Below are 25,841 nucleotides of genomic sequence, written 5' to 3'. Positions count from 1 at the left end.
GTCGTTATCACAATGTGTTCATCTCCGAATAATGGGGGATGTAGGCCATGTGAGACGGACAGCCAAGCGCGATTTCAAGCGCATGGATCTCAGGCGACCGACGGTCGTCCGGCCTCAGGTATGAGGCGGGTTATCAGAACAACAACAAAATGAATGGCTCTGCAGCAACACGGCCATCAGTCCTGCCTTTCATCCACCGAGGTCACGATAGTGTCGGCAAATGATTTGGTTCCCACCAGGACGAACGTCCTTTCGGCGCTGGCAATCGCCTGCGCCAGCGTACTCATAGGCGGTATCTACCCGGTATTCATCGGCGCACTGCTCAGTGAAGGCCGACTGAGCCTGGACAAGGTCGGGCTCTTTGTCATGACCGAGCTGTTGGCATTGGTCGTCGGAATCTTTATCGCCAGCCTGTACGTCAGGCTGAACAGGGTGCGCACGGCCAGCATTCTGGCCAGCCTGGCAGGCTTACTGACCAATCTGTTGTGCCTGACAGCTCCTACAGAGCTCTCGATCATCGCCCTGCGCGGCGCAACGGGTCTCTCCGAAGGCATATTGGTCTGGATCGCGACGGCAGTAGTAGTCCGAGCAAGCAATCCAACCCCTTACTTCGCAGTCTCCGTTTTCCTGCAACTGCTTTCGCAAGCCGCCGCGGCAGCCGCCCTGTCAGTATTCACCATTCCCGTTTACGGCTCGCAAAGCGTCTTCGTGGCCCTGGCAGCTCTCTGCGGCCTCTCAATGCTGCTCTCGCTGCTTATACCCCAAGCGCTGGAGTCCTTACCTGGCAATGGAAGCCATGGTTTTATTTGGCGACCGCAGCATTTCAAGCCGTTGGCCATAGCATTTCTTCAGGTAGCTGCTATCAGCGCCTTCTGGGCATATCTCGAGCCGCTGGGAGAATCCGTGGGCTATGACGCCCAGGGCATTCGTTCTCTGGTATCCGCCACCCTGCTGGTCGGCGTAGTGGGCGCGAGTCTTTCCATGATCACCGTGCAACGCTTTCGCCCCGGAATCACCGTCTTCGTTGCGTCACTGGGGATGATGATCATCGGAACAGCCATGTTCGCAACGCATGCTGGTGATCTCTACCGCTTCGCAGTCCTGCTATGCGCCTACCAGATAACCTGCATCTTCATCGTGCCCTTCCAGTCGACGCTGGCCATTGACGTAGACCGGACCGGACGGGTTGCAACGGTCATCCCTATGGCGCAACTGTTCGGCCAGGCGATGGGACCCTTCATTGCTTCGCTTGCAGTCCACAGTGACCCCGCCCCAGCCTTGCTAACTGCGATCATCATGGCCGCCATCGCCACACTGTTGTCGGTCCGTTTGCCCAGGCGCGTATTAGTCAAGGCCTAGCCGGAAGCGCATCCTGACCTGAACCGCCGGTAGTCATCTCTTCCTCAAGATGACTACCGGTGGTACAGCCAATGTGACCAGCGCCCTGCCCGGTCAACCACCGAAGTCCTGCCCACATGGCCGATAACGTTGGCATTGGTTGCGACCTACCCGCACGGTCCCGGTACTGATCTGCAGGTTGGCCCATCTCCCCCGCTGCGTGGCCACAAGCCCCACTCATGCAGCCGGCCGGCGCTGCCGACGATCTAGCCCTTTTCCGATCACACCCCATTCACAAGTCAAATCATGTTTCTTGACGACAGCCAGTCTGTAGTACCTAATTAACGTAACGATTGATATCTAAAAAAGCCGACCTCCTCGGCCACTACAACGCCAATAAGAACTGGAGATATCGCAATGGACCAATCACTGCGTGACGCATTCCACCGAGACGGCGCCATTATCATCAAGGGTTGCCTGAATCCGGAGCAACTGGCCAGATGTCGAGAGGCTTTCGACTGGGCTATCCAGAATCCAGGCCCGAATGCCTCCTCGATGTTCGACGGCACCGAGCATCGTTCGCATGTCGATAACGCCAATCCCCTCGCCAAGCCCCGCCTGGATGAACTGGTGACCACCCTGCCCTTTGCCCAGCTGTTTGCTGAGCTGTGGGGATCGCAGAATGTCTGGTACTTCGCCGAAGAGGTGTTCCTCAAATCCGGTGGGAAAGGCGCCCGCAGCTGCTGGCACCAGGACACTGCATATCTACCGTGGGCCGGCGCGCATTGGGGTAACGCCTGGATCAGCTTCCAGTCGATTCCCAAGAAGAACGCCCTGGAGATTGTGCGCAGCTCGCACCACGGCATCCAGTACAACGGCACCACCTTCGCCAACCCCAATGACCCGACCGAACCGCTTTTCGAAGGCGACGTACTGCCCCGCCTGCCAAACATCGACGCGGAGCTTGCGGCCAACCCCGACGCCTACGACATCCTCTCCTGGGACGTGGAGCCAGGGGATGTGGTCCTGATCCACCCCCGCTCCCTGCATGGCGGCGCCGGCGTCGACGCTCAATGTCCGACCCGTCATACTCTGGTCCTGCGCTTCTTCGGCGACGATGCCACGTTCCGTGCCCTGCCCGATACGCATCCGTATTTCGCACGCAATGGCGGCCTGTTCGTCGACGAAATGGCGAAACTGAACCCAGGCGAGCCATTCCGCTCCCCCGTATTCAAGCAACTGATCTGAGGGGAAGCCGCGAGGATGTCCAACAAGGTGTCGACCCATAGCCAATCCAGCCCGGAAGTCCGTATCGAGCGATGCGACTTCGGGCACGTATCGGTCTTCTTCGGCGAGAAGAATGGCAAATACCCGGATGGCAACCAGGTGCTGATCCGCGGTTCGGACACCCTCGCGGCTTTCGATACTCCAGTTGTCTCGAATCACATCGGCCCGCTGTTCGACGCAACGGAGCTGGTCGTGATGGGGCACGTGCATGAAGACCACATGGCCGGGCTGCATCGACTGCCCGATGCGCGGGTTTACGTGCATGAAGCCGATCTTCAGGCTGCCCGCAGCTGGGAAGGAATGCTCGCAACCTTTGGCATAAGCGATGGCGCGCGCGCCCTGGAGACCCTGCACAAGTTCCAGCGCGAGTTCCATTACGCACCCCGCCCCGATGCGCAGGGTTACTCCGACGGCGCGTCGTGGGATGTCGGCCAATCCAGCATCCACGCCATCCACATGCCCGGCCATACCGCTGGCCATACGGTCCTGCTGGTCGAGCCGGAAGGTGTGTTGTTCATTGGCGATATCGACCTGACCGGATTCGGTCCCTATTACGGAGACGCCTGTTCCAGCCTGCATGACTTCCGTATCAGCCTGGCGCGCCTGGCAACCATACCGGCACGGATCTGGGTCACTTCGCACCATCGCGGCGTCTACACCGACCGCGAGCGGTTCCTCCACGACCTGGCCATCTTCACGGCCAAGATAGACGAACGCGAGCGCCGGCTCCTGGCATGGCTGGACGAGAAGCCGCAGTCATTGCCCCAACTGGTCGAACGCCGATTGTTGTACCCGCCGGGCTTCAATGCGGCCTGGGTAGAGGATGCCGAGGCGCGCACGATTTCGCAGCACCTGGGCGAGCTTATGGCGCAAGGACAGGTCTGCGTCGACGGGGATGCAATCTACCACCGCTGCTGAGCCGGCGCTTGCCCGATCAGCCAATGCTGGACGATTGTCGTCAGCCAGACCATGATCGCCGCCAGGCTGCAGGCGAACACCCGGCCCAACGCTGGAAGGCATGAATGAAGGCGGCCGCCTCGGCATAGCCCAGCGACATGGCCACCTGCTCGACCGACTGCTGTGACTCGCCGAGCAAGGTGCGGGCGCGAGCGAATCGCGCCTCATCGAGCAACTGGCGAAAACTGCAGCCGCCCCCCGCCAGACGATGCCGCAATGTACGTTCGGCAATGCCAAACGCCCGTGCCACCTGGGAGGCGGCAGGGAACCCGGACTGGAACAGCGCCAGGTGATTTCGTATCTGCTCCGCCAGGTTGACGGACTCCGGCTCTACGGCCTGCCGCCGCAGCCACTCCTCGCACTGCCCGCGGTAGTAGCCATTCGCCGTTGGGTCAGCACTGGGCAGGCGCTCCTGCAACAGCTCATTGCGTATCCAGATACGCGCGCAGTCGCTGTCAAAACGAACCGGGCAGCCATAAAAAGATGTATAGGGTTCGATGTCGGCAGGCGTCGGGTAAGGAACCTCCACCCATGTCGCGAGTGGTGATTTCTTCAGGCCGGCCAACAGGTCAAGCATCAACTTGTAGGTACCGACCATCTCGATGTCGATCAGGAAACGTCGCGCCGGGTCAGGCAGCTCCAGTGGATCAAAGCACAGTGCGCTCTCGCGTTCGCCCGGAACGAACCTCAGCGGGCTGAACAGGAAGGTCTGCCGTTGATAACGCAGGCCGGACTGCAAGGCCTCATAGGCCGTTTCACTGGTCAACAACAGAAAACTGATCGGACCATAGCCTGCGAACCCGAAGGCCTGTCCCAGGACCAGTCCCTGGTCCTCCCTCGGCAAGAGACGAGCCAAGTCGCATATCAGGCGCAGGGCCAAGCCTCGCTCGATTCGCGCGGCAGGAGACAACTGCGCCTCGTTCAAGCCGTGATCGGCGAGCAACGGCACCGGATCCAGGCCCTGCGCGCGCAACGCATTGAACATGTAGAGCAGAGCCAGTACAGGTTGGGTCGTCATGAGGGCTTGCCGAAAAGATCAACTTCGCCTGAAACACTAACATATCCCCACGAAAAGTCGGCCCATTAAAGTGCCAGCACGCACAACAACAATGGAGCCGTCCAATGACCGACCGTAGCGTCCTCTCAGAATCTGCCAACCCCTCTTCCCCACTCACCGTCGAAGTGGCGATTATCGGCGCCGGCTTCGGCGGCCTCTGCACCGCCATTCAGTTGCTCGAACGCGGTGAGTCGCGCTTCGTTCTGCTGGAAAAGGCAGATGAGGTCGGCGGCACCTGGCGAGACAACAGCTATCCAGGCGCCGCCTGCGACGTGCAATCGCACCTCTACTCGTTTTCCTTCGCTGGCAAGGCGGACTGGAGCCAACGCTATGCACCCTGGAACGAGATTCAGGACTACATCCTCGATACCACCAGGCGCTATGGCCTGCGCCGCTACATTCGCACCGGTAGCGAGGTCTGCGCGGCGCACTTCGATGAATCGACAGGCCACTGGCACCTGAACACCACGCGCGGAGACGAAGTCATCGCCCGACACGTGGTATTGGCCTCAGGCCCCCTCCATGTACCGTCCACCCCCAGGTTCAAGGGTATCGAACGCTTCAAGGGCAAGAGCTTCCACTCCGCCCAATGGGATCACGGCTACGACCTCAGGGGTAAACGGGTGATCTCCATCGGCACCGGCGGAAGCGCGATCCAGTACTGTCCGGAAATCGCTCCCGCGGTTGATAAGCTCTACGTCCTGCAACGCAGCCCTGCCTGGGTCATCCCGCGCGACACGCGCCGCTATCCGCAGTGGCGAAAGACGCTCTTCGCTCGCGTCCCGCTCCTGCGAAAGCTGCATCGCGCACGGCTGTACTGGAGCAACGAATCGCGCGTATGGCCAATCTTCACGCCCTGGCTGGCGCGGCGCCTGCAATCACTGGCAGGTCTGTTCATCCGCCACCAGGTGCAGGATCCGGACCTGGTCCGTCGACTTACGCCCGACTATGTGCTCGGCTGCAAGCGCATCCTGATTTCCAACAAGTGGTACCCGATGTTCAACCGGGCGAACGTCGAGCTGGTCGATGACGGTATCGCCGAGATTCGCGAACACTCAGTCGTGACTCGCAGCGGACGCGAGTTGCTGGTCGACTGCATCATCTACGGCACGGGCTTCCAGGTCGATCCGCGCCTGTACATGAAGGACTTCCCGTGCAGCGGCCTGCCTGGTCATGAACTGATGAAAGACTGGAAGGACGGTTCTGAAGCGTACCTGGGCGTTCATGTCGCCGGTTACCCGAACCTGCACCAGCTGGTCGGCCCCAATACCGCGCTCGGGCACAACTCGATCATTTTCATGATCGAGGCTCAGGTGCACTACATCCTCGAGTCGATACAGGCATTGCGCGCTCGGGGCGCCGATTTCCTGGACGTCAGGCCTGACGCCCAGCGCCGCTTCAACGAGCGCGTACAGGATGCCCTCAAAGGCACTGTCTGGAACTCCGGCTGCGTCAGCTGGTACCAGCAGGCCGACGGCAAGAATTTCTCCATGTGGCCTTGGTCCACCTGGCGCTATTGGCTGGCCACGCGGCACCTCCCAGCCCATGACTATCGTTTCCTGCGCTGCTCGTCGAAGGTGACCGCGGCCAGGCAGGCATCAACGCAGGCCGAACCGGCCTGACACGGCATCGACGCCAGCGAGGGGCCCCGAACGAGCCCCTTCGCATTCCTGATAGGGCGAACCGCACCGCTTACATACTGCTGACCAGGTGCCCACCGTCAACAGCCAGGACACTGCCGGTCATGAACGAGCCGGCGTCGCTGGCGAGCAACAGGAAAGGCCCCTCCAGCTCGGTGAGGTTGCCCAGGCGGCGCAGCGGCACCGCGGAGCGGATGTAGTCATCGCTCTTCCCGCCGGCAAAGAAGTCCGCATTCATTTCCGTGCTGAAATAGCCCGGAGCAATGGCATTTACGCGGATGTGGTAACGGGCAAGCTCCAACGCCAACGACTTCGTAAGCTGCACGACGCCAGCCTTGGCGGCGCAGTAGTGACTGTATCCGGTGGCGACGCGCAGCCCCAGCACTGATGCGACGTTCACGATACTGCCAGAACGTCCGTGCCTTGCCAGGCGCTGTGCCGCAACCTGGGCTACACGCCAGACCCCATCGAGGTTCGTCGACAGCATCAAGCGCCAGCTCTCTTCATCGATGTCCAGCGGACGCTGCCCATTGCCGATACCGGCGTTGTTGAGCACCACGTCGACCACGCCAAAGCGTGCCTCGGCGGCGTCGAATGCCGCTTCTACGCCTGTACGATCGGTAACATCCATCGAAACCGAAAAGGCCTGCTTCCCGTACCACTCGATATCCTTCTCCAGCTCCTGCAGACGCTCGACTCGTCGAGCCGCCAGTACCACGCGCGCACCAGCACGAGCCGCTACCTTCGCCAGATGCGCACCAATGCCACTCGAAGCCCCGGTGATGAGAACGGTCTTGTTGGCCAAGGAAAAGGTCTGAGTGAAATCGTCTTGCATGAACGTACTCCGGGCGAACAGCAGGATCGCCACATTGGGTTGAAAGGCCGGCTCAAATCTTTTCCAGGCAAACGCGTTCCGCGGTAACCAGGGCGTCCAGCAGCTTCGACGGCTGGAACCACAGCTCGCCGTAATCCCCCAGCGCACTGCGATAGCGCTGAATTCCAGCCAGGACGTTGCCAAGCCCAAGCTGCTCGGCATAGTGCATGGGGCCGCCCAGGTGGGCCGGGAAGCCATAGCCGTGAACCCACACCAGGTCGATATCCCGCGCTTGTAGAGCGACACCCTCGTCGAGCAGTTGCAGACCTTCGTTGATCATCACGAACAGGCACCGCTCACGTATTTCCTCGTCATCCAGGGAACGCCGCTCGATCCGCAACTCGTCGGCAAGGCGAACCGCGAGTGCGTTGACCTCCTCGTCGTCCTGTGCCTGGAGTCCATCGTACTGATAGAACCCCCGGCCGCTCTTGCAGCCAAAGCGGCCCATCGAATAAAGCGCCTCGCCAAGACGACAGTAACTGGCATCTCTCACATGCGAGATGCTCCGGTCCAGTTGCAGCATGCGGCTTACATCGATACCGATCAGGTCCAGCAGACTGAAGATCCCGATGTTCAAGTCCAGCGCGGTCAGCGCGCGATCCACCTGTGCGGGCGACGCGCCTTCAAGGACCAACCGGCTGGCCTCGCGGGTGTAGGCCTCGAACATGCGCTTGCCGATGGAACCGAATCCAGCCCCGCAAGCGACCGGTAGTTTCCTTACCTGGCGCGCAAGCTGACCAACGGCCGCGACTGCCTCGCTGCTGGTGGCCGCACCCGGAACAATTTCCAGCAGGAACATTTCATCCGCTGGGCGGAAGTAATGCAGACCAACCAGGGCCTCAGGCCGTGAAAGGGCTTCTGCGATCGAATCCACTTCGTGGCAGGCAGTACCGGTCGCAAGGATGGCGCCTGGCTTGCAGACCTCTTCCAGGCGGAGGAAGAGCTGCCGCCTCGATTCGAGGGTGCCTCCCACCGTCTCGATGACGAGGTCCGCATCGAACAGCTCGTTGAAATCCAAAGTGCCGAACAGCAGGTCCATGCGCTGCCGAATGCGTTCCCGAACCATCGCGCCCTGGTCGACAAGTGCCAGGTAGCTAGCCTGGATCTGCGCCAGCCCTTTCTCCAGAGAACGACGATTGGATTCCAGGAGAGCCACCGAAATACCGGCATTGACGAAACTCCTGGCAATCTCGGCGCCCATGGTACCCGCCCCAACAATGGCGACCTTGCCGAGCCTGCGTGCAGTTGCCGAATCGGCGACATGATCTCGAACGATTTCCTGCTCGGCGAGGTGCACATGACGCAGAGCCTTGGCTTGCCGGGAGGCCTCGGCCTGCTTGAACAGCGCCAGCTCCCGCGCCAGCCCCTCTTCCAGGGGCAGCAGACAGGCCGCCTCCATCGCAGAGAGCACCAGCCGTGGTGCCAATCGGCTCCTCCAGCGCGGCTCATGAGCTATTCGATATCGTGCGAGGAAATCATCAGGAAGCCCTTCTGCTGGCTCTGGCCAGGCTTCAGCGGGTCGGGCAGGCGCGTAACAGGCGATCAGCTCAAGCGCATAGTGGCGCGCCTCGTCCAGCAGGAGCGCCGCGCTGGGTGCCAGGCGATCGACGATCCCCAGGAGGCGAGCTGTCTCGGCGCTAACCTGATCGCCCGACAGGATCAGATTGAGCGCGGATTCGACACCGATCAGCCTCGGTAGACGCTGGGTTCCACCGCCCCCGGGAATCAGGCCGACGCTGATATCCAGCAGCCCCAGTCGGGCCTCGGGCTCAGCAAGCCGGTATCCACACACCAGCGCCAACTCCAATCCGGTGCCTAAAGCCTTGCCCCCGATCGCGGCGATCATCGGTTTGTGGATCCGTGCCAATCGGCTCAAGGTGCTGGGGATGCCCCACCCCTCCGAATCAGCGTCGGAGCTGGGCGCCCCTGCATCGCTCCCGGCACTGAACAGGCCGTTGTGGCCATGGATCACCATGGCCTGAACCGCCGGATCAGCGGCCGCGCGTTCGCACGCATCGACCAGCGCCCGGCACAACGAACGATCCAGGGTGTTGAGAGGATCACGATCGAGGCTGATGAAAGCCACGCAGTCGTCAAGGCGGTAGTGGATCAGGTCACTCATTTCTACACCCACGGGACACCCCGCCCAGGCCTCTTGGGCCAGAACGGCTGGATTCATCTTTTACAGGATTGCTGCAACAACCCGTCGAACTCAGGGCAGACGGTCGTCCCGGACCACAATGTGTCGCGCCTCTCCCGGAGCGCCCTGTTCCCCAGTGGGCACTTGCCGTCGATCCACGGCCGGCATGTGAAGCGCCAATCTAGCAACGACCAAAATAATTACGCAACATCCGTTATGTTTATTCATTCACGGGTCGCAGGTTGCTCCGATCGCCCCCATGCGAGCACGGCAGCGACGAGATATCACCATCATTTATTTTGCATAACAGTCGTTGCGCAAAGATGGAAGGCGCGCATAGAGTCCGCGAAAGTCAGCAGCCGTTCCAGGCGCTCTGGGAAATGCTTCGGCACTCGTTCGTCGCTGCTCCAGCCAAGTGCCCGAGGGATGCCAGTGCAGACCAGCCGGCGCTCCTGTTGACTGTCCGCCGAGGTCAGTGGCGATCCATCGGCATCGCCACCTACCGATTCCGACCACCACTCCCGGAGCTCGTGGAGAACCATGAACGCAAACTCGAACACTGCCGCGCGACTGACCGCCTGGAGCGCGATCCTTGGCGGAATCTTCGCCTACCTCAACGTGGGCTTGATGGCGGCGGCCACCAACGGTGACATGGCAGTCACCCTGCAGGGGGCATCGATGCTCACCCTGACCGCAGAAGCACGACAACTCTTCCGCTTCTCGATGTTTTCAGACCTGCTGGGGTTCTACCTGCCCCTGATCGCCATTGGCTGCTATCTCTGGAGCACCCAACGCCAGGAGGCGGGAACCAAGGGCGATATGGCGGCACTGGCGATTACGATCTATGTCGTACTGGGACTTACTGGCGCCTCCCTGCAGCTTGCCGCTGTGAATCCCCTGGCGCAGCTTCACGCCGCCGGGGACGCGACCACTAAAGCCGCTGCCGAGGCCGCCTGGACCGCAATCGCCAACGCCAGTCAGAAGGGCTTGTGGTGGTGCGAAGGCCCTCTGGTCCTGTTCTGGGGGCTGGTCGTTGGGGCGCAGCTGAAGAAAGCAGGTTGGAGCCGCTCCATTCTGCTGCCGCTCACCCTCGTCGGCTGGTGCTTTGGTATTGCCTTTATTGCAGGCATGTTCCAGGAAGTGGACCAGCTTTCCTATCTGCTGCTGGTCATTATCGTCCTGATATTCCCCGCCTGGATGATGGCATTCGGAATCAAGTTGCTTCGTCGATAACAGAAAGAACATCGGCTCGGAAATTTAATCACGGCCAACTTCAACCCTTCTGAAGTTGGCCTCGATATTTCCGGGGCGTCGTTCCGAACCAACGCTGACAGGATCGACTGAATACGCTCTGTTCCGAATACCCCAAGAGTCCGGCAATCTGCACCATATGCAAACCCGACTCTTTCAGGTATTTATCGGCCAGTGTTTTTCGTTCGCCATCCAGCAAGTCTTCATATCGAACCCCCTCCTTCAACAATCGCCGCTGGAGAGTTCTAGGATGCATGGCCAGCCCAATGGATACATTCTCAACATTGCACTGCCCCGTGGGTAGAAGTCGCCCGATCAACTCAACGACTCGCAATGTCAGGTCGGCACTTCCCGGCATATAGCGAGACTTCAGGTAGTTGGTTGCGTAATATAAAGTCTGCTCATCCGCCTGATCGATAGGCTGTCTGACCAGAGCAAGAGGAACCCGCCACCCACACCAACTCTGCTCGAACAACACCTCACTGCCAAAGACACCTTCATAGACGCTCAAGGCGTTGACCTTCGGGTGAAGGAAGGAGACCAAGATCGGGTGCGCGGTCTCCCCCGCGAGCATTTTCAGTATCTGCATGGCATTGGCCATGCTCAGTTCATAGGACTGGCGAAGCTGGGGGGTAGACAGTTCATTGATCTGGAACTCGAACTGCACCCATCCCGCGTCTTCGTCTATTTGCAGTTTCAAAAGCAATGCCGGGCTATGGATATAGAGGTAGTTGGCGATAGCTTGAAATGCGTCAAGAACCGTAGTCGAATTCCTTGCAATTACCGCCACGGCGCCCAGCATTTCAAGCCCCTGCCATTTGGCCAGGCGCAAGCCGAAATCCGGGCACTTCAGTTCGACGGCCGTTGCTTCAAGCATCAGCACCGCGTTGCGGTAGAGATAAAAAGAATCATCCGTGCGTTGACGGGCGGGCGGAATATGAAATCGCGATAAAAACCTGTTCGGATCGGCTCCCAACTCTTGAACCAATTCGTCATAACCCCATAGATTGGTTGCCCGAATCAAGCTGCTCATCACGCACTTCCGACATCGCTATACATGTCGCACAATGTCAAATACCAGTCGCCAATTGTCAATATAAAAATCCCATTGACACATAAATTATCCGGAACCGTTTTATCGTTCATGCAATAGGTCCGGAGAACGTCATGAATAAAAATTATTACGACGTATTGATTATTGGCGCAGGACTGTCGGGCATCGGTACCGCCTGCCATTTGCGCGAGGAGTGCCCGGACAAGAGCCTGGCCATTCTGGAACGACGCGATCGCATTGGAGGCACCTGGGATCTGTTCCGCTACCCCGGCATCCGTTCCGACTCGGACATGCTCAGCTACGGCTACAAGTTTCGCCCCTGGCGCAGCACCCGGATCCTGGCCGACGGCACCTCGCTGCGCCGGTACATCCAGGAAACGGCGCATGAATTCGGCATCAGCGACAAGATCCACTATGGCCTGAAGATCACCGGGGCGGACTGGTCGACCCAGGATCGGCTCTGGATCGTCAGCGCACTCCACGAGGAGACTGGGGTCGTTCGCGAATACCGCTGCAAATACCTGATCTGCGCCACCGGTTACTACAATCACGATGAGGGTTTCCTCCCCCATTTCCCGGGTCAGGAGAACTTCAAGGGTATCCGCATTCACCCGCAGCACTGGCCCGAGAACCTGGACTACAGCGGCAAGAAGGTCGTCGTCATCGGGAGCGGCGCAACGGCGGCCACGCTGATCCCCTCCATGGCGGACAAGGCCGACCACGTCACCATGCTTCAGCGCTCGCCCTCCTACATCTACTCGCTGCCCGCCGAAGACAAGCTGACCGCCGTGCTGTCGCGCATCCTGCCGGGCAACTGGGCCTACCTGCTGGCACGCAAGCGCAACATCCTGATGTACCGCGCCGTCTACATTGCCTGCCGCAAATGGCCGAAGCTGATGCGCAAGTTCCTCCTGTCCCACGTGCGCCGGCAAGTCGGTCCGGGCGTTGATATGCGTCACTTCACTCCCAGTTACCAGCCCTGGGACGAACGGCTCTGCGCTGTCCCGGATGGTGACCTGTTCAAGGCGTTCCGCCAGGGCAAGGCCTCCGTCGAGACCGACCACATTGAGCGCTTCACCGAGAACGGCATTCTACTGAAGTCCGGCAAGCGACTGGCCGCGGACATCATTGTCACGGCGACCGGCCTAAAGCTGCAGTTGCTCGGCGGCGTGGAGTTGTCCATCGATGGCGTCCCCTACCCCGTCAACGAACAGATGACCTACAAGGGTGTTCTGCTGGAAAACATGCCCAACCTGGCGTGGATCTTCGGCTACACAAACATTTCCTGGACGCTGAAGGTCAGTCTCGCCGCGAAGTACCTGTGCCGCCTGTTCAAGTACATGGATCGCTACCAGCTCGAGGTCGTGGCGCCCTATGACGACGAAGGCAACGCCCTAAACGACGGGATCATGGACTCCATGAAGTCGGGCTACATCCAGCGCGACAAGAACTTCCTGCCGCGCCAGGGCAAGGGCTACCCCTGGAAGGTGTTCATGAACTACAGCCTGGACAAGAAGATGATGCTCAAGGACCCGATCGAGGACAGCCGCCTGAAATTCACGCCGTTCAGACCGAACCTGCGCCAGGTCAATCCGCCTGTTTCCCGGCGCGCCGTCGGCTGAGCATCACCATCCAGAGGTAGGCGCGCGGTGCGAGATCAGCAGGTCTCTCGCGGGCGCGCGCCCAGCGATTAAAACCAATAAGAACGGGTAGAAACATGCAAGGCCAAATGATGAAGCTGCCGCTGATCATCTCCTCACTTTTGGAGCATGCCGAGCGATACCACGGCGACACCGAGATCGTCTCGCGAACCCTCGAGGGCGGCATTCACCGCTACACCTATGCCGACGCCCATGCGCGCAGCAAACGGCTGGCCAACGCCCTGTGCCGGCTGGGTGTCCGCAATGGCGATCGCGTCGGCACCCTGGCCTGGAACGGCTACCGGCACATGGAGCTGTACTATGGCGTATCCGGCTTTGGCGCCATTACGCACACGATCAATCCACGCCTGTTCCCGGAGCAGGTCGGCTGGATAGTCAATGATGCCGACGATTACGTGCTGTGCTTCGACCTGACCTTCACCTCCCTGGTCGAGAGCATCGCCCCCCACTGCCCCGGCGTTAAGTACTGGGTAGCGATGACCGATCGCCAGCACATGCCGGCGGCCAACATTCCGAACCTGCTGTGCTACGAGGAACTGCTCGCCGCGGAATCCGCCGAGTTCATCTGGCCGCGCCTGGACGAAGATAGCGCTGCCACGCTGTGCTACACCTCCGGCACCACCGGCAACCCTAAGGGCGTGCTGTACTCCCACCGCTCGACGATGTTGCACGCATTCGCCAGCTCGCTGCCGGACGCCCTGTGCCTGTCCGCCCGCGATGTGATCCTCCCGGTCGTCCCGATGTTCCACGTCAATGCCTGGGGTCTGCCCTACTCAGCCCCTCTGGTCGGCGCCAAGCTGGTGTTTCCCGGTGCCGCGCTCGACGGCGAGAGCCTTTTCGAGCTGTTCGAGAATGAGCAGGTGACCTTCTCCGCCGGCGTGCCGACCGTCTGGCTGAGCCTGTTACAGCACCTGCGCAAGAACGCCACTCGACTGTCGAGCGTGCAGCGCATGATCGTCGGCGGCGCCGCCTGCCCACCCGCGCTGATGCAAGCCTTCCACCAGGAGTTCGGCATCCGCATCCAGCATGCCTGGGGCATGACGGAGATGTCGCCGTTGGGCACGGTCAACACGCTCAAGCAGTCGCACCTCGACCTCGACGAGGAAGCGCGCTTCGCCATCGGGGTCAAGCAGGGCCGTCCGCCCTTCGGCATCGACCTAAAGATCGTCGATGACGACGGCAACGAGCTGCCTCGCGATGGCAAGACCTCGGGTGCCCTGCTGGTTCGCGGCCACTGGGTGCTCGACAGCTATTACCGCAAGGATGCCTGCCCGCTGCTGGACGGCTGGTTCCCCACCGGGGACGTCGCCACCCTCGATGCCGATGGGTTCATGCAGATCACCGACCGCTCCAAGGACGTGATCAAGTCCGGGGGCGAATGGATCAGCTCCATCGAGCTGGAAAACATCGCCATGAGCCATGCTGCGGTCGCTGAAGCAGCGGCCCTGGGCATCGCCCATCCGAAGTGGGACGAACGCCCGCTGCTGGTGGTGGTGAAGAAAACCGACCGGGAAGTGAGCCGGGAGGAAATCCTCGCCGAATACCCTGGCAAGGTCGCCAGGTTCTGCATTCCCGATGACGTGGTGTTCATCGACGAGCTGCCGCATACCGCCACCGGCAAGGTCAGCAAGGTGCAGCTGCGCGAGCAGCTGAGCGCCTACCGCTGGCCGGAAGCCGCGCCCTCCCCGCGCTGAGGTGCCCCATGACACAGCATGAACGACGCTTGACCAGTGCCCCCTCGTACACCCGCTTCATGAAGCCTGGTGGGGGCGTCTGGACCCGCGAACTACTCAACCTGCTGTTGCGCGTGTCCACCAAGTGGAGGCACGGCCTGCACATCGATATCCCGAAACTGCGCGGGCAGATGGCCAAGCTGGATCGGCAAGCACCGCGCGCGATACTGGCCGAGGTCAGGCGCGAAAACGTCGACTGCGACGGCGTTCGTGCCCAATGGCTGTCACACCGTGGCAGCCGGCCGGAGCGCGTACTCCTCTACATCCATGGCGGGGCCTTCGTAGCCTATACGGCCGACATGTATGCCAGCATGGCGGCGTCCTGGTGCAAGCCCCTGGGGGCGAGAGCGCTGCTGGTGGACTATGGCCTTGCGCCCGAGCACCCCTACCCCACGGCCCTGGAAAACTGCCTGACGGCCTATCAGTGGCTACTGGACCAGGGCGTCGCCCCCAGCGACATCGTCGTTGCCGGTGATTCCGCCGGTGGCAATCTCGCGCTGGCCATGCTGCAGCACCTGAAGTCGGCGAACAAACCGCTGCCCAGCTGCGCGGCACTGCTGTCGCCCTTCCTGGACTTCACGCTCAGCGGCGCCAGTGGCCTGTACAACGCCCGGCGCGACCCAATGTTCACGCTGGCGTTCGCAGTCGCCATCCGTGGCTACTACGCACCCGCCGAGATGCACTCCCATCCTTCGGTTTCCCCGCTGTTCGGTGACTTCAGCGGATTGCCGCCCCTGCTGCTCCAGGTTGGCAGTACAGAAATGCTGCTGGATGACGCCACCCGTGCCGCTGCCAGGGCTTTTGCAGCGGGCGTGCAGGTTCAGCTCGAGGTCTGGGAGCGGCTCCCGCACGTGTTCCAGATGATTGCCGCACTGCCCCAGGCACGCGAGGCCAAACGAAGCATCATCAGCTTCGTCAACCGGCATACGGGTTGGACAGGCGCTCCCAGAACATCGTGACGCCTGACAGCCATGGCGCAGGCCCCTGACCCAGCGCTGTGGCACACCGGTTTCCGGAGCAAGGACGCTCCACTTTTCCCTCCCCTGCGGGTCAATCGCGCCCAGCACCTCTCACGCACTCCCCTCGGCACCACCTGCCAGTGAAACCGGAATCAGTGCGGCACGCGATGCACCCCCGCGCGTCAGCCTAAGCATGATCGCTGGACAATTAAAATAACAGTCGTTGCTCATAATTCGAGCAATTGCTACGCTGCTGATCAGCGGAAGGGGGCACCGATGCGCTGCCGGGCAATCCTGTAGCCCACCTGCAGGGTCGGCGAGGTCGCGCATCGGTCCCCTTCTGCTTCCGCGTCATCCAACAAAACCCATAAATGGAGACATGCCGTGAGTGCTCAACCTTCGAAGCGGGAGCTGATCAATCCTCCCCACACCCAGGCGATCTACGACAACTATCACTTCTCCCAGGCCAACCGTGTGGGTGACATCATCTGGGTATCCGGCCAGGTAGGCATCGCTGCCGATATGACCATTGGCGAGGATATCACCCAGCAGTCCCACCTGGCCTTCCAAGCCCTGCGAAACGTCCTGGAAGAAGCGGGCGCGAGCCTGGACGACGTCGTGGAACTGACGACCTTCCATACCGACCTGCAAGGGGAAGTCCACGCCTTCGGCCAGGTCAAGGATGAGTATTTCCCCAGCCGCTATCCCGCCTGGACCGCGGTGGGCATCACGCAACTGGCGCTGCCCGAGCTGCGCGTAGAGGTTCGCGCCATGGCCGTAGCCGGTAGCGGCAAGGCCTGAAACATGAGAGCCTCGGCGGGCCGTATGGGCCCCGAGGCTCATGACGTGCCCAAGCACAAGGAGATAAAGCAGCCATGGCAACTCTGACAGTCAGCTACCCGATCAGCGAAAACGCAACCTTCGATCGTGACTATTACCTGGCCACGCACATTCCACTGGTGCAGGACGCCTGGGCCGCATTCGGGCTGGAGTCGGCCGAGGTGCTCTTTCCAGCAGCCGGCGCGCAGCCACTGGTGGCGATGGTGATCATGCGCTTCCGCGACCAGGCCGCCATCGATGCGGCGCTGTCTTCCCCGCAGACTCTCGAGGTCATGCAGGATGTCCCCCGTTTCACCAGCATTACCCCGTCGATATTCCGGGCGGATGACTGACGCCTTCCCTGGAGCAGGTGCGTTCGCCCGGTAAATTTCCTATGCTGGGCGCCTCGATCGCCTGTGCCGCGAACCTTCACGCTCGGAATACACTGACGCCATGCCTGACTCTCGCCGCTCCGCCCCCGCGGGCACTCGCCGCCCGACCACCGAAGCCAAACCCGTACAGCGCGCACGCCGCGGCAGGCCCGTCGGCAATCATGAAGAAAAACGAACTGAACTGCTGCTGGCGGTGATCGCGGTGATCGCCCAGGAAGGCTATGCCGGCGCCTCGATGCGCAAGGTTGCGCAACAGGCCGGGTGCACCACCGGCGCCGTAACTTACTACTTCGCCAACAAGGAAGAGATGGTCACGGCGGCCGTGCAGTACCTGTTCGACGAGTTCGACACCCTGTTGGATGCAGACGTCGAATCCTTCGATATCGGTGAGCTGATCAAGGAATGGCTGAACTGGACCAAGGCCGATGAGCCCAACTCCTGGCTGGCGCTGTTCCAGCTGATGGCCCATGCCCGACATGAACCGGCGTTTGCCGAAGTCTTCCAACTGCGCTACTCGCGCTTCAGGGAGGTTTTCTCCTCGATTCTGGCCCAGGGGCAGCGGGATGGCATGATCCGTGATGATATCGACGCCTCCGTGCTCTCCGACCTGATCAGTGCCATGGGCGATGGCTGGATGATGGCCAAGCCCATCGAGCCCAACCGGTTCACCCCCGCCAGGAAGAAGGCCTTGCTCAGTGCCGTCCTTGCCCTGATCACACCTCCGGTGGCACAGGCGAAGCCGGCCGCCACTGGAAAGGGCCGCGCCGGGAAGAAATGAGCCCTGGCATTTCCCTACCGGACGGCCAGGCCGATGAGCATCGCTGCTCACCGGCCTGCGCTCAGTGACTGGCACTGGGCGCCAGATTGGCCAGATAGTGGGATACCGCCGCAATATCCGCATCGCTCAAGGTCGCGGCCATGGCATTCATGGCCTGGCTCGGGTCCTTGCGCCGCCCCTGCCTGAAGGCATCGAGCTGATCCTTCAGGTAGTACTGCCCCTGCCCGGCGATGCGCGGACCGATCTGCCCACCTGACAAGCCCTCACCGTGGCAGGCGGCGCAACCCCGCGCAGCCACCAGCGCCTTGCCCTGCTCGTCCAGCGCCCGATCCACGATGACCGTCTCGGTGATTCCCGCTTTCTGTCGCGCGTAGTAGCTTGCCAGCGACTTGATCTGCTCGTCGCTCAGGCTCGCCGCGAGCGCCTCCATCGGCCCACTGCGCCGGCTTCCTTGGGCGAAGGCGTGCAACTGAGCCTCCAGATACGCAGCCGACTGCCCGGCCAGCGCCGCATAACGGCCGTTGCCGGGCTGGCCATTGGCGCCGTGGCACAGCGCACAGGTGTCCTGCTGCTGCGGCCAGGCGCCACCGTTGGCCTGGTACTGGGCGTCGTGGGCATCCAGTGCCTCCATGAAGCGGTAGCCCTCCCACATCGGCGGCCCGTAGACGATCGCGGCTGCGGCAGCGGCGACCACCGCCAGCGCGGAGACCGCAAGAATGACTCGCTTCATCATGCACGCTTCCTGTCTTGAACCAGTCCTTGAAGGGCTTCCAGCGCCGCACGATGGCCGGAGCGAACCGCACCATCCATGGCACCCGGCCAGATTTCCGCGGTTTCGGTACCGGACCAGATCAGTCGCCCAACCGAAGGACGCAGGAATTGGCCCAGTCTGGTCCACAGTCCCGGCGGCATGGGGGCGATGCACGTCAGCGACCAGGGGTCGACCTTGCCCCAGTCGTGGTCGTGGAACTGCAGCGGGTGCAGGGCTTCATCCCCGATACCCTGGGCGAAAATGGCGGAAAGGATGTCACGCGCGCGCGCAGGGTCGCTGGGCAACTGCCCGGTCCGGACGAAGGCGTTGAGGACGCCAACGCTGCCGTCCGGCGGCGAATTGTCATAGGCCCAGATCAGCGGCCCTTCCACCTGGACGATCTGGCCGTTCAGCCCCTTGTCGCGCCAGAAAGGCCGCTCGTAGACGTGCACGGTCTTGCGCATCGGCGCATGTGCGGGCCACAGGCGCTGCAACTGCGCGCGCCCTTCGGGCAGCGGAGGGTCGAACGCGATCTGGTTGCACAGCGCGGGATTGATCGCGGCGATGACCTGGCGAGCGCGGATGACGCCCTGGTCGGTGTGCAATTCGACGACATCCCGATCCCAGCCGACGATCCGGCGCACAGGGCAGGAGAGCCTGACCTTGTCGCCCAGCCCCTGGGCCATCCGGGTGCTGAGGATCTGCGAGCCACCAACGAAACGCGTCTCCTGCGCACCATCCTTGATGCCTTCGAGGCGTTCTAGGCTGCAGCCCGAGGTATTGATGATCGACAGGTAGTGCAGCAGGCTCACGCCGGCCGGCGAGCTGCCGAAGCTCAGGCTGATGGACATGTCGAAACCAATCCTGTCCAGCTTGCTCGCCCCCTGCTCCGCCAGCCATTGACCGATGGTCCGCTGGTCGAGCGCCTCGGCATCCGGCGCCGTCCAGGGCGTGGCGGCGGGCACGGAGCGGGCCATTTCGTTCAGCTTGCCGACCAGCGCGGCATTGGAGTTCGGGCCACCGCTGGCGTCTTCCTCGACTCGGGCATCGTCCATCAGGTAGACGGTCTTGCCCTGGTAATAAGTGGGGAAGGTATCCACCTCCAACTGCCGGGCAAGGTCCATGACGGCGGTCTGGCCCGGGCCGATCCATTGCCCGCCGGCCTCCGAAACGACGCCTTTGCCCAGGTCGTGATTGTAGGTCCGGCCACCCACCCGGCCCCTCGCTTCGAGCACCACGAAGGACTCGCAACCGGCACTCAGCAGGTCACGCGCGGCGGTAAGGCCGGCAAGGCCGCCACCGAGGATCGCCACATCGAGCACATCATCGGAGGAGGACTGCAAAGCCTGTGCTGCTGCCCTCCCGCTCAGCGACAGGCCGCCCATCACGGCTGCGCTACCCAGTGCCTGCAGCAGCAAACGCCGTTGGCGTGCCTGCTGAGGCAGTTCATTGTTATCGGCACTCATCGTGGCCTCTACGTATCAGGACTGCTTCAAGGAATTCGCTAGGCAACGGGCGTCCATCACCGAGCCTGCAAAACGGCCCCGGCCTTCTTGCCGCCGCGCTCCAAGGCGCAGTAGGCGAAGTACGTCTGCCCGATGTTGTAGGCCCAGACCAGCATGGCGAAGGTGTAGAAGACGGTTTTCGTCTCGTCGTCGCCGGGAATTTTGTAGAAATCGTAGATGGTGGCGATCGCTTGGCCCGCCAACAGCGAGACGGTCAACCCCACTGCATGCAGGTACTCGCCGACATTCGCCAGTTTGCAGATGACGAACGCTAGGTAAACCGAGTAGAGGCTCCACATGACCACGTAGAAATACGGCAGCGGCTTGGCGATAGCACTGGACAGGACCAGCACGAAGGTGCCGGCGATCGCCGCGCCAAAGAAGAGGAAGTCCTTGGCGATCGATGGCTTGTAGCCGTGCGTCACCGCCATCATGCCAATGACTGCGACGATCGGGATGCCGAAGCCGCGCGAGAAGGCGTCGCAGAAGAGCGAGATGTAGCTGGATGCCACCCAGCCCATCGTGAAATATAGAAGCGCGTTGGTTGCCGAGAAGGCCACGACCAGCCACTCCAGTCCCAATAGGTAGTTCCGCTTTCTGAGGAACTTGATGCCGAATACAAGCCCGGACAAGATGAGAAGGAATGCTGCAAGGCAAACGGCGAATTCTCTAAAGCTCATGTGGGTGCTCTCGATTCGTTTCTGTATGTTCAATCGGTCATTTGTTTTGTGTTGCGAGGCTCGCGAGATAGGTCGCGACGGCTTTTCGCTCGTCCGCCGACAAAGCAGCGGCCATGGCCTTCATGGCACCGGTGGGCTCGCTACGATGGCCGCTGGCAAAGGCGTCGAGCTGTGCCACCAGGTACTCGTAGCCCTGCCCCGCCAGGCGCGGGAACTGGCCCTGCCCCTGCAGCTTCTCGCCATGGCAGGCAACGCAACCTCGCGTAGCCACCAGCTGCTTGCCTGATGCCTGGAGCCCGCTGTCTGCTCTGAAGCTAGCGTTATCGGGGGCGGGCTGCCGGGAGTAGTAATCGGCGATCTGCTGGATCTCCGACTCGCTGAGCGTCATCGCCAACGGCTGCATGTTGGGGAAGATGCGCTGACCCTTGGCGAAGTTGTGCAACTGGGTCGTCAGGTACTGGGCGGGTTGTGCCGCCAGGCTCGGATAGCGCTGATGCAGCGAGCTGCCACGGGTACCGTGGCAACCGGCGCAGACATCCGTCAGATGCGGCCAGGGACCTTCCGCCTCGTAGGCTTCGGTCGAGGTGGTGATGTAGTTCTGCAGGTGGTACAGGCCCAGCAAGTCCCGGCCATAGAAGGCGGCAAGCAGCGCGATAACGGCCAGCACGCCCAGTGCGATGAGCTTCTTCATTTTTTCTCCTACACCTGGCGCAATGCGTTGAGGACCTGCAGGGCGCTGTGATGCCCCGAGCGCACCGCGCCATCCATGTAGCCGGCCCAGATGTCCGCCGTTTCCGTTCCCGACCAGTAGAGGTTTCCGCAGCTCGGGTGGAGGGACTCGCCATGGGTGCTCCAGAAGCCCGGAGGGATTGCCGAGACACAGGTGATGGTCCAGGGATCGGCGAGCCCCCAGTCGTGCTCGCTGTAGGCTGTCGGCTTCAGGGCTTCCTCGCCGAGGCTTCGGGCATAGGTCTGGGCCAGGACGCGCTTGGCCTCGCCCAGGTCGGACGGGACTTTCGCATTGATGACGAAGGCGTTGATGACGCCGATCTCTCCACCGGGCGGCGAGTTGTCGTACGCCCAGATAACCGGGCCGTTGACCTGGAGGGTGTGGCCGTTCAGCCCCTTGTCGCGCCAGAACGGGCGCGGGTAGACCATCACTGTCTTGCGTGCTGGCGAGTGCGCGGGCCAGGCGCGCTGCAGGGCGGCTCGCCCTTCAGGCAACGGTGGGTCGAACTGCAGTTGATTGCACAGCGCCGGATGGATCGCCATGATGACCTTGCGCGCACGTACCTCGCCCTGGTCGGTATGCAGGGTGACAACCTTCTGGTCCCATCCGGAGATCCTGCGTACCGGACAGGCCAATCGGACCTTTTGGCCTAACTGCTGCGCCATCTTGATGGAAAGGATCTGGGAGCCGCCGACCAGGCGCGTTCCCTGGGCGCTGTCCTTGATCGAATCCAGCTGCTCGTACCGGCAACTGGCCGAGTTGATCATCGATAGGTAATGCAGCAGGCTCATCTTCGCCGGCATCACCCCGCAGGTCAGGGTAAGGCTGGCATCCCAGCCGGGCCGATCCTCCGGCTTCACGTTCTGGCTGGCCAGCCAGTCACCCATCGACAGCTTGTCCAGCTCGGCGACCCTGGGAGACTTCCACGGCGCCCCGCTAGGGACCTCCCGAGAGAGCTCGCTGAGCTTTGCGGCAATGGTCTCGTCGGTGCCGAAGCTCCCATGCATGTCGACCTCGACACGCCCGTCGGCGCCGCCCAGGACAACGGTCCGGCCCCCATAGAAGGTCGGGAAAGTGTCCACCTCAAGCTCACGGGCGAGGTCCGCCACGGCCGTCTGGCCGGGGCCGATCCATTGACCACCGGCCTCGGAGACGAACCCCGAGCCCAGGTCATGGTTGAGGGTTCGCCCGCCCACGCGGTCGCGGGCCTCAAGTACGGCGAATGAATCGCAGCCCGCCATTTGCAGATCACGCGCCGCGGTCAGGCCTGCCAGCCCCGCGCCGATGATCACGACATCCAGTACCGCATCCGCACCGCCGGTCGAGCCTTGATCATCGCCGGCCTTCTCGCTGGCATTGGCCTGCCCGACGCTAAGCCCCAGACCGCCCACAGCCATCGAGGCGCCGGCGAACTTGAGCAGTTGCCTTCGCCCCAGGTCGAATGAATGTCCAGAAGAGGACTGCTTGGCCATATTCGGCACCTCACGCAATTGTTCTTTTTTGGTTAGCTCCCTGCGGAGCTTTCTTCAGGCAATACGATGTCGCTCCACCTGACGGGAGAGGCTTCGTTGAAGGCCGCTCCAGCGACAGGTGGCTCCTGCTGATTTCATTCCGTCCCGGGTCGATCCTCCGGAACCGGCAACCCAGTGCCAGCGGGGGGATTCGCTAGGGGGAACCTCTCCCTCTCCTATCCAGCGCTGCCCTTTCGCACGCGCCGATTGGTAAAGCTGTCCAGCTGGTTTGCAGTCCCCAGCGCCAGCGTCATGGCGCACCACTGCAGGGGCTCGGGAAGCAGCGACGGCGTGGTGTGGCGCAAGGCCGACAGGGACGGATGCTCGATACCGCCGATTCGCTCCGCCAGCAGTTGGCCGATATACGACTGGGTGCCCACGCCATGCCCGGAACACCCTGCGGTGTAGAGAATGTTCTGCTTCGAGCCTGTTTCCCCTACGACCGGCAAGGCATCGAAGGCAAGGCTGATGTAGCCGCTCCAGCAGTGTGCGATCCCCAGCCCGCGCAGGGTCGGGAAGCGAGCATTGAGCCCTTCGGCCAATGACTGGTAGGCGGCGCTGTCAGGCTCGTTCGGCGTCTTGCCGCCGTACACGTAGCTGATGCGCTTGGTGGTCAGGACCAGCGTGTTGTGCGCCGTCAGGCGATGGCTTTCCATGGTCAGATGGGACGTAGTGATCCCTTCGCGGTTGGGCCATCCCAAGGATGCGAGCTGCGCTGCGGAAAGCGGTTCGGTTTCGATCGCCGATACCTTGATGGGCATGACCTTGTTGCGCAGCAGGCCCAGTTGCGGGGTATAGGCGTTGGTGGCGAACACCAGGTGCCGAGCGCTGGCGCTGCCGCGCGCGGTCTTGCACTTGATCACCGCGCCTTCGCTATAGCTGAGCAGCGGGGTGCGTTCGTAGAGCCGGACTCCAGCCTGAATCGCCGCGCGCCGCAGCCCCAGGACGTACTTGCCTGGGTTCAGGGTGCCACCGGTGGGGAGATAGCTGCCGAACAGGAAGGCCGGCGGGATGCCGCGGGCACGCATGGCGGCGCTGTCCAGGAACTGCGCGGGCGAGCCCAGATCGATGCCCATTTGCATGCTCTCGCGAAGCCGTTTTTCCTGGGAGGGGTGCACGCCCGCACGGATGATGCCGGTAGCGTTGTAGTCGCAATCGATGCCCAGCTCATCGAGCCGCCGTTCCACGTAGCTGACGCCTTCGTCGTAGAACTTCACTATGGCCCGGGCCTTGTCACGCCCGACGCGCTTGAGGAACAGCTCGTACTCCAGCCCCTGCCCTCCGGCGAGGTAACCGGCGTTACGGCCACTGGCGCCGAAACCGGAGAACTCCTGCTCCAGCACCACCACCTTGGCGCCCAGCGCAGTAAGTTCAAGGGCCGTGGAGAGACCGGCAAAGCCCGCCCCAACCACGATCACATCGGCGCTGACATCCCCTTCCAGCTGGGGCTGCAGGTCATCGGGGCGCTCCAGCCAGCCACCCAGCTGACGAAAGCGCGCGGGCCCCGAAACGGTTTCGATTGTGTCGTTCCGACGAGTCTCAGGCATGAGAGGTCTCCTGGTCGGCCCTTATTATTTTAGGCCAATTTATCAAGGCGATTTAATTCACGCAACAACTGTTATGCAAATAAAAGGCCGGTCGAAACAACACCTTGGCGCTGCCTTCAGCACCAGCCCACGGACTTGAAAAAAAAAGGGGCAGAGCAATCTGGCCCCTTGAAGGGAGGATGCAACGAGCGGCTGGAAGCTCCTCCGAAACCTTATTGCCCGGCTAGCACCCCGCGCTGCGAAAAGAGCATGGGTGAACCCGTCGCATCGAGGACCGAGGCGGTCAGCGAGACACTCTCAGGTGCCTGCTGCTCCTCGAATCGTTGCCCGCCATCGACGCTCTTGACCATGAGTCCATCCAGCCCGACCGCGAGGACCTGGCGGCCGGAAACCGAAATGGCGGTGATCGACCCCTTGCTCTGCAGAGGAACCCGCTGCCAGCCCTGCCCATTGGCATTGCCATGCAACAGCGTTCCGCGCTGACCTCCCACCAACAGGCTGCCGTCCTCGAGGACGGCCCCGGACCACAGGGTGCCGTTGTAGCCGGTATCGATGTAACTCCAGCTTTTGCCGCGGTCGTCCGAGCGCAGCAACTGGCCACGCTCGGCGGGCGCATAGAGGGTTCCGCGCGTATCGCTGAAGAGCCCCATGAGGTTCAGGTCGGCTCGCTTCGCTCCTGGCGGCGGCGTCAGCGTCTGTTCGCTCCAGGTCTTGCCACCATCGTCAGTGGTAAGCACCAGCGACCACAGCCCGACGGCGACGCCGTGCTGGGAATCGAAGAAGTGCACGGCGAACAGCGGCCGATCCACCTCGGTATCCACTCGCTGGATCTGCCAGTTGTTGCCGCCATCGGTCGTCTGCACGATGGCACCCCAATGACCCACGGCCCAGCCCTGCTGGGCGTCGACGAAGGACACCCCAGTGAGCGGGCTCGACAGCGGAACCGAGTGCGCCTGGCGAAGGTTCCGCCCCTGCGCATCCGTGAGCAGGACCACTCCATGATCCCCCACTGCCACCAGGTGGTCCGTGGCCCACACAGCGGCGAGCATGGACGCGGCCGTTGCATTCACTGCTACGGTGGCCGGCGCAGGCTGTAGCGGCGCGGCACTGACCGCCGAAAGCGGCAGCGCGATGGCCATCAGCCCAGCCATGCTTGAAAGCTTGAATCCCATGCTGT

At 62.0% G+C, this 25,841-nt stretch carries 22 protein-coding genes; 11 read left to right on the top strand and 11 right to left on the bottom strand.

All coding sequences use genetic code 11. The features are described from left to right. Positions 1 to 153: 153 nt before the first annotated feature. The 3 genes from ACQ5BL_RS04815 (at position 154) to ACQ5BL_RS04805 (ending at position 3,543) form a co-directional block, all read left to right on the top strand. Complete coding sequence (locus ACQ5BL_RS04815; RefSeq protein ID WP_430292835.1) at positions 154 to 1,359, top strand: MFS transporter; 1,206 nt, start codon at positions 154 to 156, stop codon at positions 1,357 to 1,359. A gap of 396 nt (positions 1,360 to 1,755) precedes the next feature. Continuing rightward, positions 1,756 to 2,586 (top strand): phytanoyl-CoA dioxygenase family protein, encoded by an 831-nt coding sequence (locus tag ACQ5BL_RS04810; protein ID WP_430292834.1) that lies wholly within the window; start codon positions 1,756 to 1,758, stop codon positions 2,584 to 2,586. Between the two features lie 15 nt (positions 2,587 to 2,601). Next, positions 2,602 to 3,543: an MBL fold metallo-hydrolase gene (locus tag ACQ5BL_RS04805; protein WP_430292833.1), complete on the top strand. Its 942-nt coding sequence runs from the start codon at positions 2,602 to 2,604 to the stop codon at positions 3,541 to 3,543. A gap of 40 nt (positions 3,544 to 3,583) precedes the next feature. On the opposite strand, the gene ACQ5BL_RS04800 is transcribed toward ACQ5BL_RS04805, so the two are convergent. Beyond that, positions 3,584 to 4,600 carry an AraC family transcriptional regulator gene (locus tag ACQ5BL_RS04800; RefSeq protein WP_430292832.1) on the bottom strand — a complete coding sequence of 339 codons (1,017 nt, stop codon included), beginning with the start codon at positions 4,598 to 4,600 and terminating at the stop codon, positions 3,584 to 3,586. Positions 4,601 to 4,704: 104 nt separating this feature from the next. Here ACQ5BL_RS04800 and ACQ5BL_RS04795 point away from each other — a divergent pair, with 104 nt between their 5' ends. Further along, complete coding sequence (locus ACQ5BL_RS04795; protein ID WP_430292831.1) at positions 4,705 to 6,261, top strand: flavin-containing monooxygenase; 1,557 nt, start codon at positions 4,705 to 4,707, stop codon at positions 6,259 to 6,261. Between the two features lie 70 nt (positions 6,262 to 6,331). Here ACQ5BL_RS04795 and ACQ5BL_RS04790 read toward each other — a convergent pair whose 3' ends face one another. Together ACQ5BL_RS04790 and ACQ5BL_RS04785 are read right to left on the bottom strand one after the other, a co-directional pair. Then, positions 6,332 to 7,114 (bottom strand): SDR family NAD(P)-dependent oxidoreductase, encoded by a 783-nt coding sequence (locus tag ACQ5BL_RS04790; protein WP_430292830.1) that lies wholly within the window; start codon positions 7,112 to 7,114, stop codon positions 6,332 to 6,334. A 52-nt stretch (positions 7,115 to 7,166) separates the two neighbouring features. Beyond that, positions 7,167 to 9,275: a 3-hydroxyacyl-CoA dehydrogenase NAD-binding domain-containing protein gene (locus tag ACQ5BL_RS04785; RefSeq protein WP_430292829.1), complete on the bottom strand. Its 2,109-nt coding sequence runs from the start codon at positions 9,273 to 9,275 to the stop codon at positions 7,167 to 7,169. Positions 9,276 to 9,833: 558 nt separating this feature from the next. Here ACQ5BL_RS04785 and ACQ5BL_RS04780 point away from each other — a divergent pair. Beyond that, the gene (locus tag ACQ5BL_RS04780; RefSeq protein ID WP_430292828.1) at positions 9,834 to 10,526 is read left to right on the top strand and encodes a hypothetical protein; all 693 of its coding nucleotides are present in this window, start codon (positions 9,834 to 9,836) and stop codon (positions 10,524 to 10,526) included. Between the two features lie 40 nt (positions 10,527 to 10,566). On the opposite strand, the gene ACQ5BL_RS04775 is transcribed toward ACQ5BL_RS04780, so the two are convergent. Next, entirely contained in the window at positions 10,567 to 11,577 is a 1,011-nt protein-coding gene (locus ACQ5BL_RS04775) for an AraC family transcriptional regulator (protein WP_430292827.1), read from the bottom strand. Positions 11,578 to 11,711: 134 nt separating this feature from the next. On the opposite strand from ACQ5BL_RS04775, the gene ACQ5BL_RS04770 reads away from it, so the two are divergent. From ACQ5BL_RS04770 to ACQ5BL_RS04745, 6 genes are all read left to right on the top strand, one after another. Beyond that, a complete protein-coding gene (locus tag ACQ5BL_RS04770) occupies positions 11,712 to 13,220 on the top strand; it encodes a flavin-containing monooxygenase (RefSeq protein ID WP_430292826.1) in 1,509 nt (502 codons plus the stop codon). A gap of 95 nt (positions 13,221 to 13,315) precedes the next feature. Beyond that, on the top strand, positions 13,316 to 14,953 hold the full coding sequence (locus ACQ5BL_RS04765) for a 3-(methylthio)propionyl-CoA ligase (protein ID WP_430292825.1): 1,638 nt from the start codon (positions 13,316 to 13,318) through the stop codon (positions 14,951 to 14,953). 29 nt (positions 14,954 to 14,982) lie between these two features. Then, complete coding sequence (locus ACQ5BL_RS04760) at positions 14,983 to 15,951, top strand: alpha/beta hydrolase (protein WP_320516437.1); 969 nt, start codon at positions 14,983 to 14,985, stop codon at positions 15,949 to 15,951. A gap of 384 nt (positions 15,952 to 16,335) precedes the next feature. After that, entirely contained in the window at positions 16,336 to 16,752 is a 417-nt protein-coding gene (locus tag ACQ5BL_RS04755) for a RidA family protein (protein ID WP_430292824.1), read from the top strand. A gap of 74 nt (positions 16,753 to 16,826) precedes the next feature. Then, positions 16,827 to 17,123 carry an EthD family reductase gene (locus ACQ5BL_RS04750; protein WP_430292823.1) on the top strand — a complete coding sequence of 99 codons (297 nt, stop codon included), beginning with the start codon at positions 16,827 to 16,829 and terminating at the stop codon, positions 17,121 to 17,123. 100 nt (positions 17,124 to 17,223) lie between these two features. Continuing rightward, a complete protein-coding gene (locus ACQ5BL_RS04745) occupies positions 17,224 to 17,940 on the top strand; it encodes a TetR/AcrR family transcriptional regulator (protein ID WP_430292822.1) in 717 nt (238 codons plus the stop codon). A gap of 61 nt (positions 17,941 to 18,001) precedes the next feature. Here the strand turns inward: ACQ5BL_RS04745 and ACQ5BL_RS04740 are convergent, their stop codons facing one another. The 7 genes from ACQ5BL_RS04740 to ACQ5BL_RS04710 form a co-directional block, all read right to left on the bottom strand. Next, complete coding sequence (locus tag ACQ5BL_RS04740; RefSeq protein WP_320516433.1) at positions 18,002 to 18,673, bottom strand: c-type cytochrome; 672 nt, start codon at positions 18,671 to 18,673, stop codon at positions 18,002 to 18,004. After that, positions 18,670 to 20,157: a flavin monoamine oxidase family protein gene (locus tag ACQ5BL_RS04735; RefSeq protein ID WP_430292821.1), complete on the bottom strand. Its 1,488-nt coding sequence runs from the start codon at positions 20,155 to 20,157 to the stop codon at positions 18,670 to 18,672. The genes ACQ5BL_RS04740 and ACQ5BL_RS04735 overlap by 4 nt, the downstream gene beginning before the upstream one ends. 56 nt (positions 20,158 to 20,213) lie before the next feature. Then, positions 20,214 to 20,876 carry a hypothetical protein gene (locus tag ACQ5BL_RS04730; protein WP_320516431.1) on the bottom strand — a complete coding sequence of 221 codons (663 nt, stop codon included), beginning with the start codon at positions 20,874 to 20,876 and terminating at the stop codon, positions 20,214 to 20,216. A 37-nt stretch (positions 20,877 to 20,913) separates the two neighbouring features. Next, a complete protein-coding gene (locus ACQ5BL_RS04725; protein WP_430292820.1) occupies positions 20,914 to 21,567 on the bottom strand; it encodes a c-type cytochrome in 654 nt (217 codons plus the stop codon). Positions 21,568 to 21,575: 8 nt separating this feature from the next. After that, entirely contained in the window at positions 21,576 to 23,078 is a 1,503-nt protein-coding gene (locus tag ACQ5BL_RS04720; RefSeq protein WP_430292819.1) for a flavin monoamine oxidase family protein, read from the bottom strand. A gap of 215 nt (positions 23,079 to 23,293) precedes the next feature. After that, positions 23,294 to 24,664 carry an NAD(P)/FAD-dependent oxidoreductase gene (locus ACQ5BL_RS04715; RefSeq protein ID WP_430292818.1) on the bottom strand — a complete coding sequence of 457 codons (1,371 nt, stop codon included), beginning with the start codon at positions 24,662 to 24,664 and terminating at the stop codon, positions 23,294 to 23,296. A gap of 212 nt (positions 24,665 to 24,876) precedes the next feature. Further along, a complete protein-coding gene (locus ACQ5BL_RS04710) occupies positions 24,877 to 25,836 on the bottom strand; it encodes a WD40/YVTN/BNR-like repeat-containing protein (RefSeq protein WP_430292817.1) in 960 nt (319 codons plus the stop codon). Positions 25,837 to 25,841: the final 5 nt, after the last annotated feature.

It is taken from the genome of Pseudomonas sp. B1-22, assembly GCF_050474425.1.
Lineage (GTDB): Bacteria > Pseudomonadota > Gammaproteobacteria > Pseudomonadales > Pseudomonadaceae > Pseudomonas.
This window is presented reverse-complemented; position numbering and strand designations above follow the sequence as displayed.

What these genes read in the sequence shown, in the direction of transcription:
- ACQ5BL_RS04815 (WP_430292835.1), top strand. Translation starts at nt 154, where the DNA reads ATGGCTCTGCAGCAACACGGCCATCAGTCCTGCCTTTCATCCACCGAG.
- ACQ5BL_RS04810 (WP_430292834.1), top strand. Translation starts at nt 1,756, where the DNA reads ATGGACCAATCACTGCGTGACGCATTCCACCGAGACGGCGCCATTATC.
- ACQ5BL_RS04805 (WP_430292833.1), top strand. Translation starts at nt 2,602, where the DNA reads ATGTCCAACAAGGTGTCGACCCATAGCCAATCCAGCCCGGAAGTCCGT.
- ACQ5BL_RS04800 (WP_430292832.1), bottom strand. Translation starts at nt 4,600, where the DNA reads ATGACGACCCAACCTGTACTGGCTCTGCTCTACATGTTCAATGCGTTG.
- ACQ5BL_RS04795 (WP_430292831.1), top strand. Translation starts at nt 4,705, where the DNA reads ATGACCGACCGTAGCGTCCTCTCAGAATCTGCCAACCCCTCTTCCCCA.
- ACQ5BL_RS04790 (WP_430292830.1), bottom strand. Translation starts at nt 7,114, where the DNA reads ATGCAAGACGATTTCACTCAGACCTTTTCCTTGGCCAACAAGACCGTT.
- ACQ5BL_RS04785 (WP_430292829.1), bottom strand. Translation starts at nt 9,275, where the DNA reads ATGAGTGACCTGATCCACTACCGCCTTGACGACTGCGTGGCTTTCATC.
- ACQ5BL_RS04780 (WP_430292828.1), top strand. Translation starts at nt 9,834, where the DNA reads ATGAACGCAAACTCGAACACTGCCGCGCGACTGACCGCCTGGAGCGCG.
- ACQ5BL_RS04775 (WP_430292827.1), bottom strand. Translation starts at nt 11,577, where the DNA reads ATGAGCAGCTTGATTCGGGCAACCAATCTATGGGGTTATGACGAATTG.
- ACQ5BL_RS04770 (WP_430292826.1), top strand. Translation starts at nt 11,712, where the DNA reads ATGAATAAAAATTATTACGACGTATTGATTATTGGCGCAGGACTGTCG.
- ACQ5BL_RS04765 (WP_430292825.1), top strand. Translation starts at nt 13,316, where the DNA reads ATGCAAGGCCAAATGATGAAGCTGCCGCTGATCATCTCCTCACTTTTG.
- ACQ5BL_RS04750 (WP_430292823.1), top strand. Translation starts at nt 16,827, where the DNA reads ATGGCAACTCTGACAGTCAGCTACCCGATCAGCGAAAACGCAACCTTC.
- ACQ5BL_RS04745 (WP_430292822.1), top strand. Translation starts at nt 17,224, where the DNA reads ATGCCTGACTCTCGCCGCTCCGCCCCCGCGGGCACTCGCCGCCCGACC.
- ACQ5BL_RS04740 (WP_320516433.1), bottom strand. Translation starts at nt 18,673, where the DNA reads ATGATGAAGCGAGTCATTCTTGCGGTCTCCGCGCTGGCGGTGGTCGCC.
- ACQ5BL_RS04735 (WP_430292821.1), bottom strand. Translation starts at nt 20,157, where the DNA reads ATGAGTGCCGATAACAATGAACTGCCTCAGCAGGCACGCCAACGGCGT.
- ACQ5BL_RS04730 (WP_320516431.1), bottom strand. Translation starts at nt 20,876, where the DNA reads ATGAGCTTTAGAGAATTCGCCGTTTGCCTTGCAGCATTCCTTCTCATC.
- ACQ5BL_RS04725 (WP_430292820.1), bottom strand. Translation starts at nt 21,567, where the DNA reads ATGAAGAAGCTCATCGCACTGGGCGTGCTGGCCGTTATCGCGCTGCTT.
- ACQ5BL_RS04720 (WP_430292819.1), bottom strand. Translation starts at nt 23,078, where the DNA reads ATGGCCAAGCAGTCCTCTTCTGGACATTCATTCGACCTGGGGCGAAGG.
- ACQ5BL_RS04715 (WP_430292818.1), bottom strand. Translation starts at nt 24,664, where the DNA reads ATGCCTGAGACTCGTCGGAACGACACAATCGAAACCGTTTCGGGGCCC.
- ACQ5BL_RS04710 (WP_430292817.1), bottom strand. Translation starts at nt 25,836, where the DNA reads ATGGGATTCAAGCTTTCAAGCATGGCTGGGCTGATGGCCATCGCGCTG.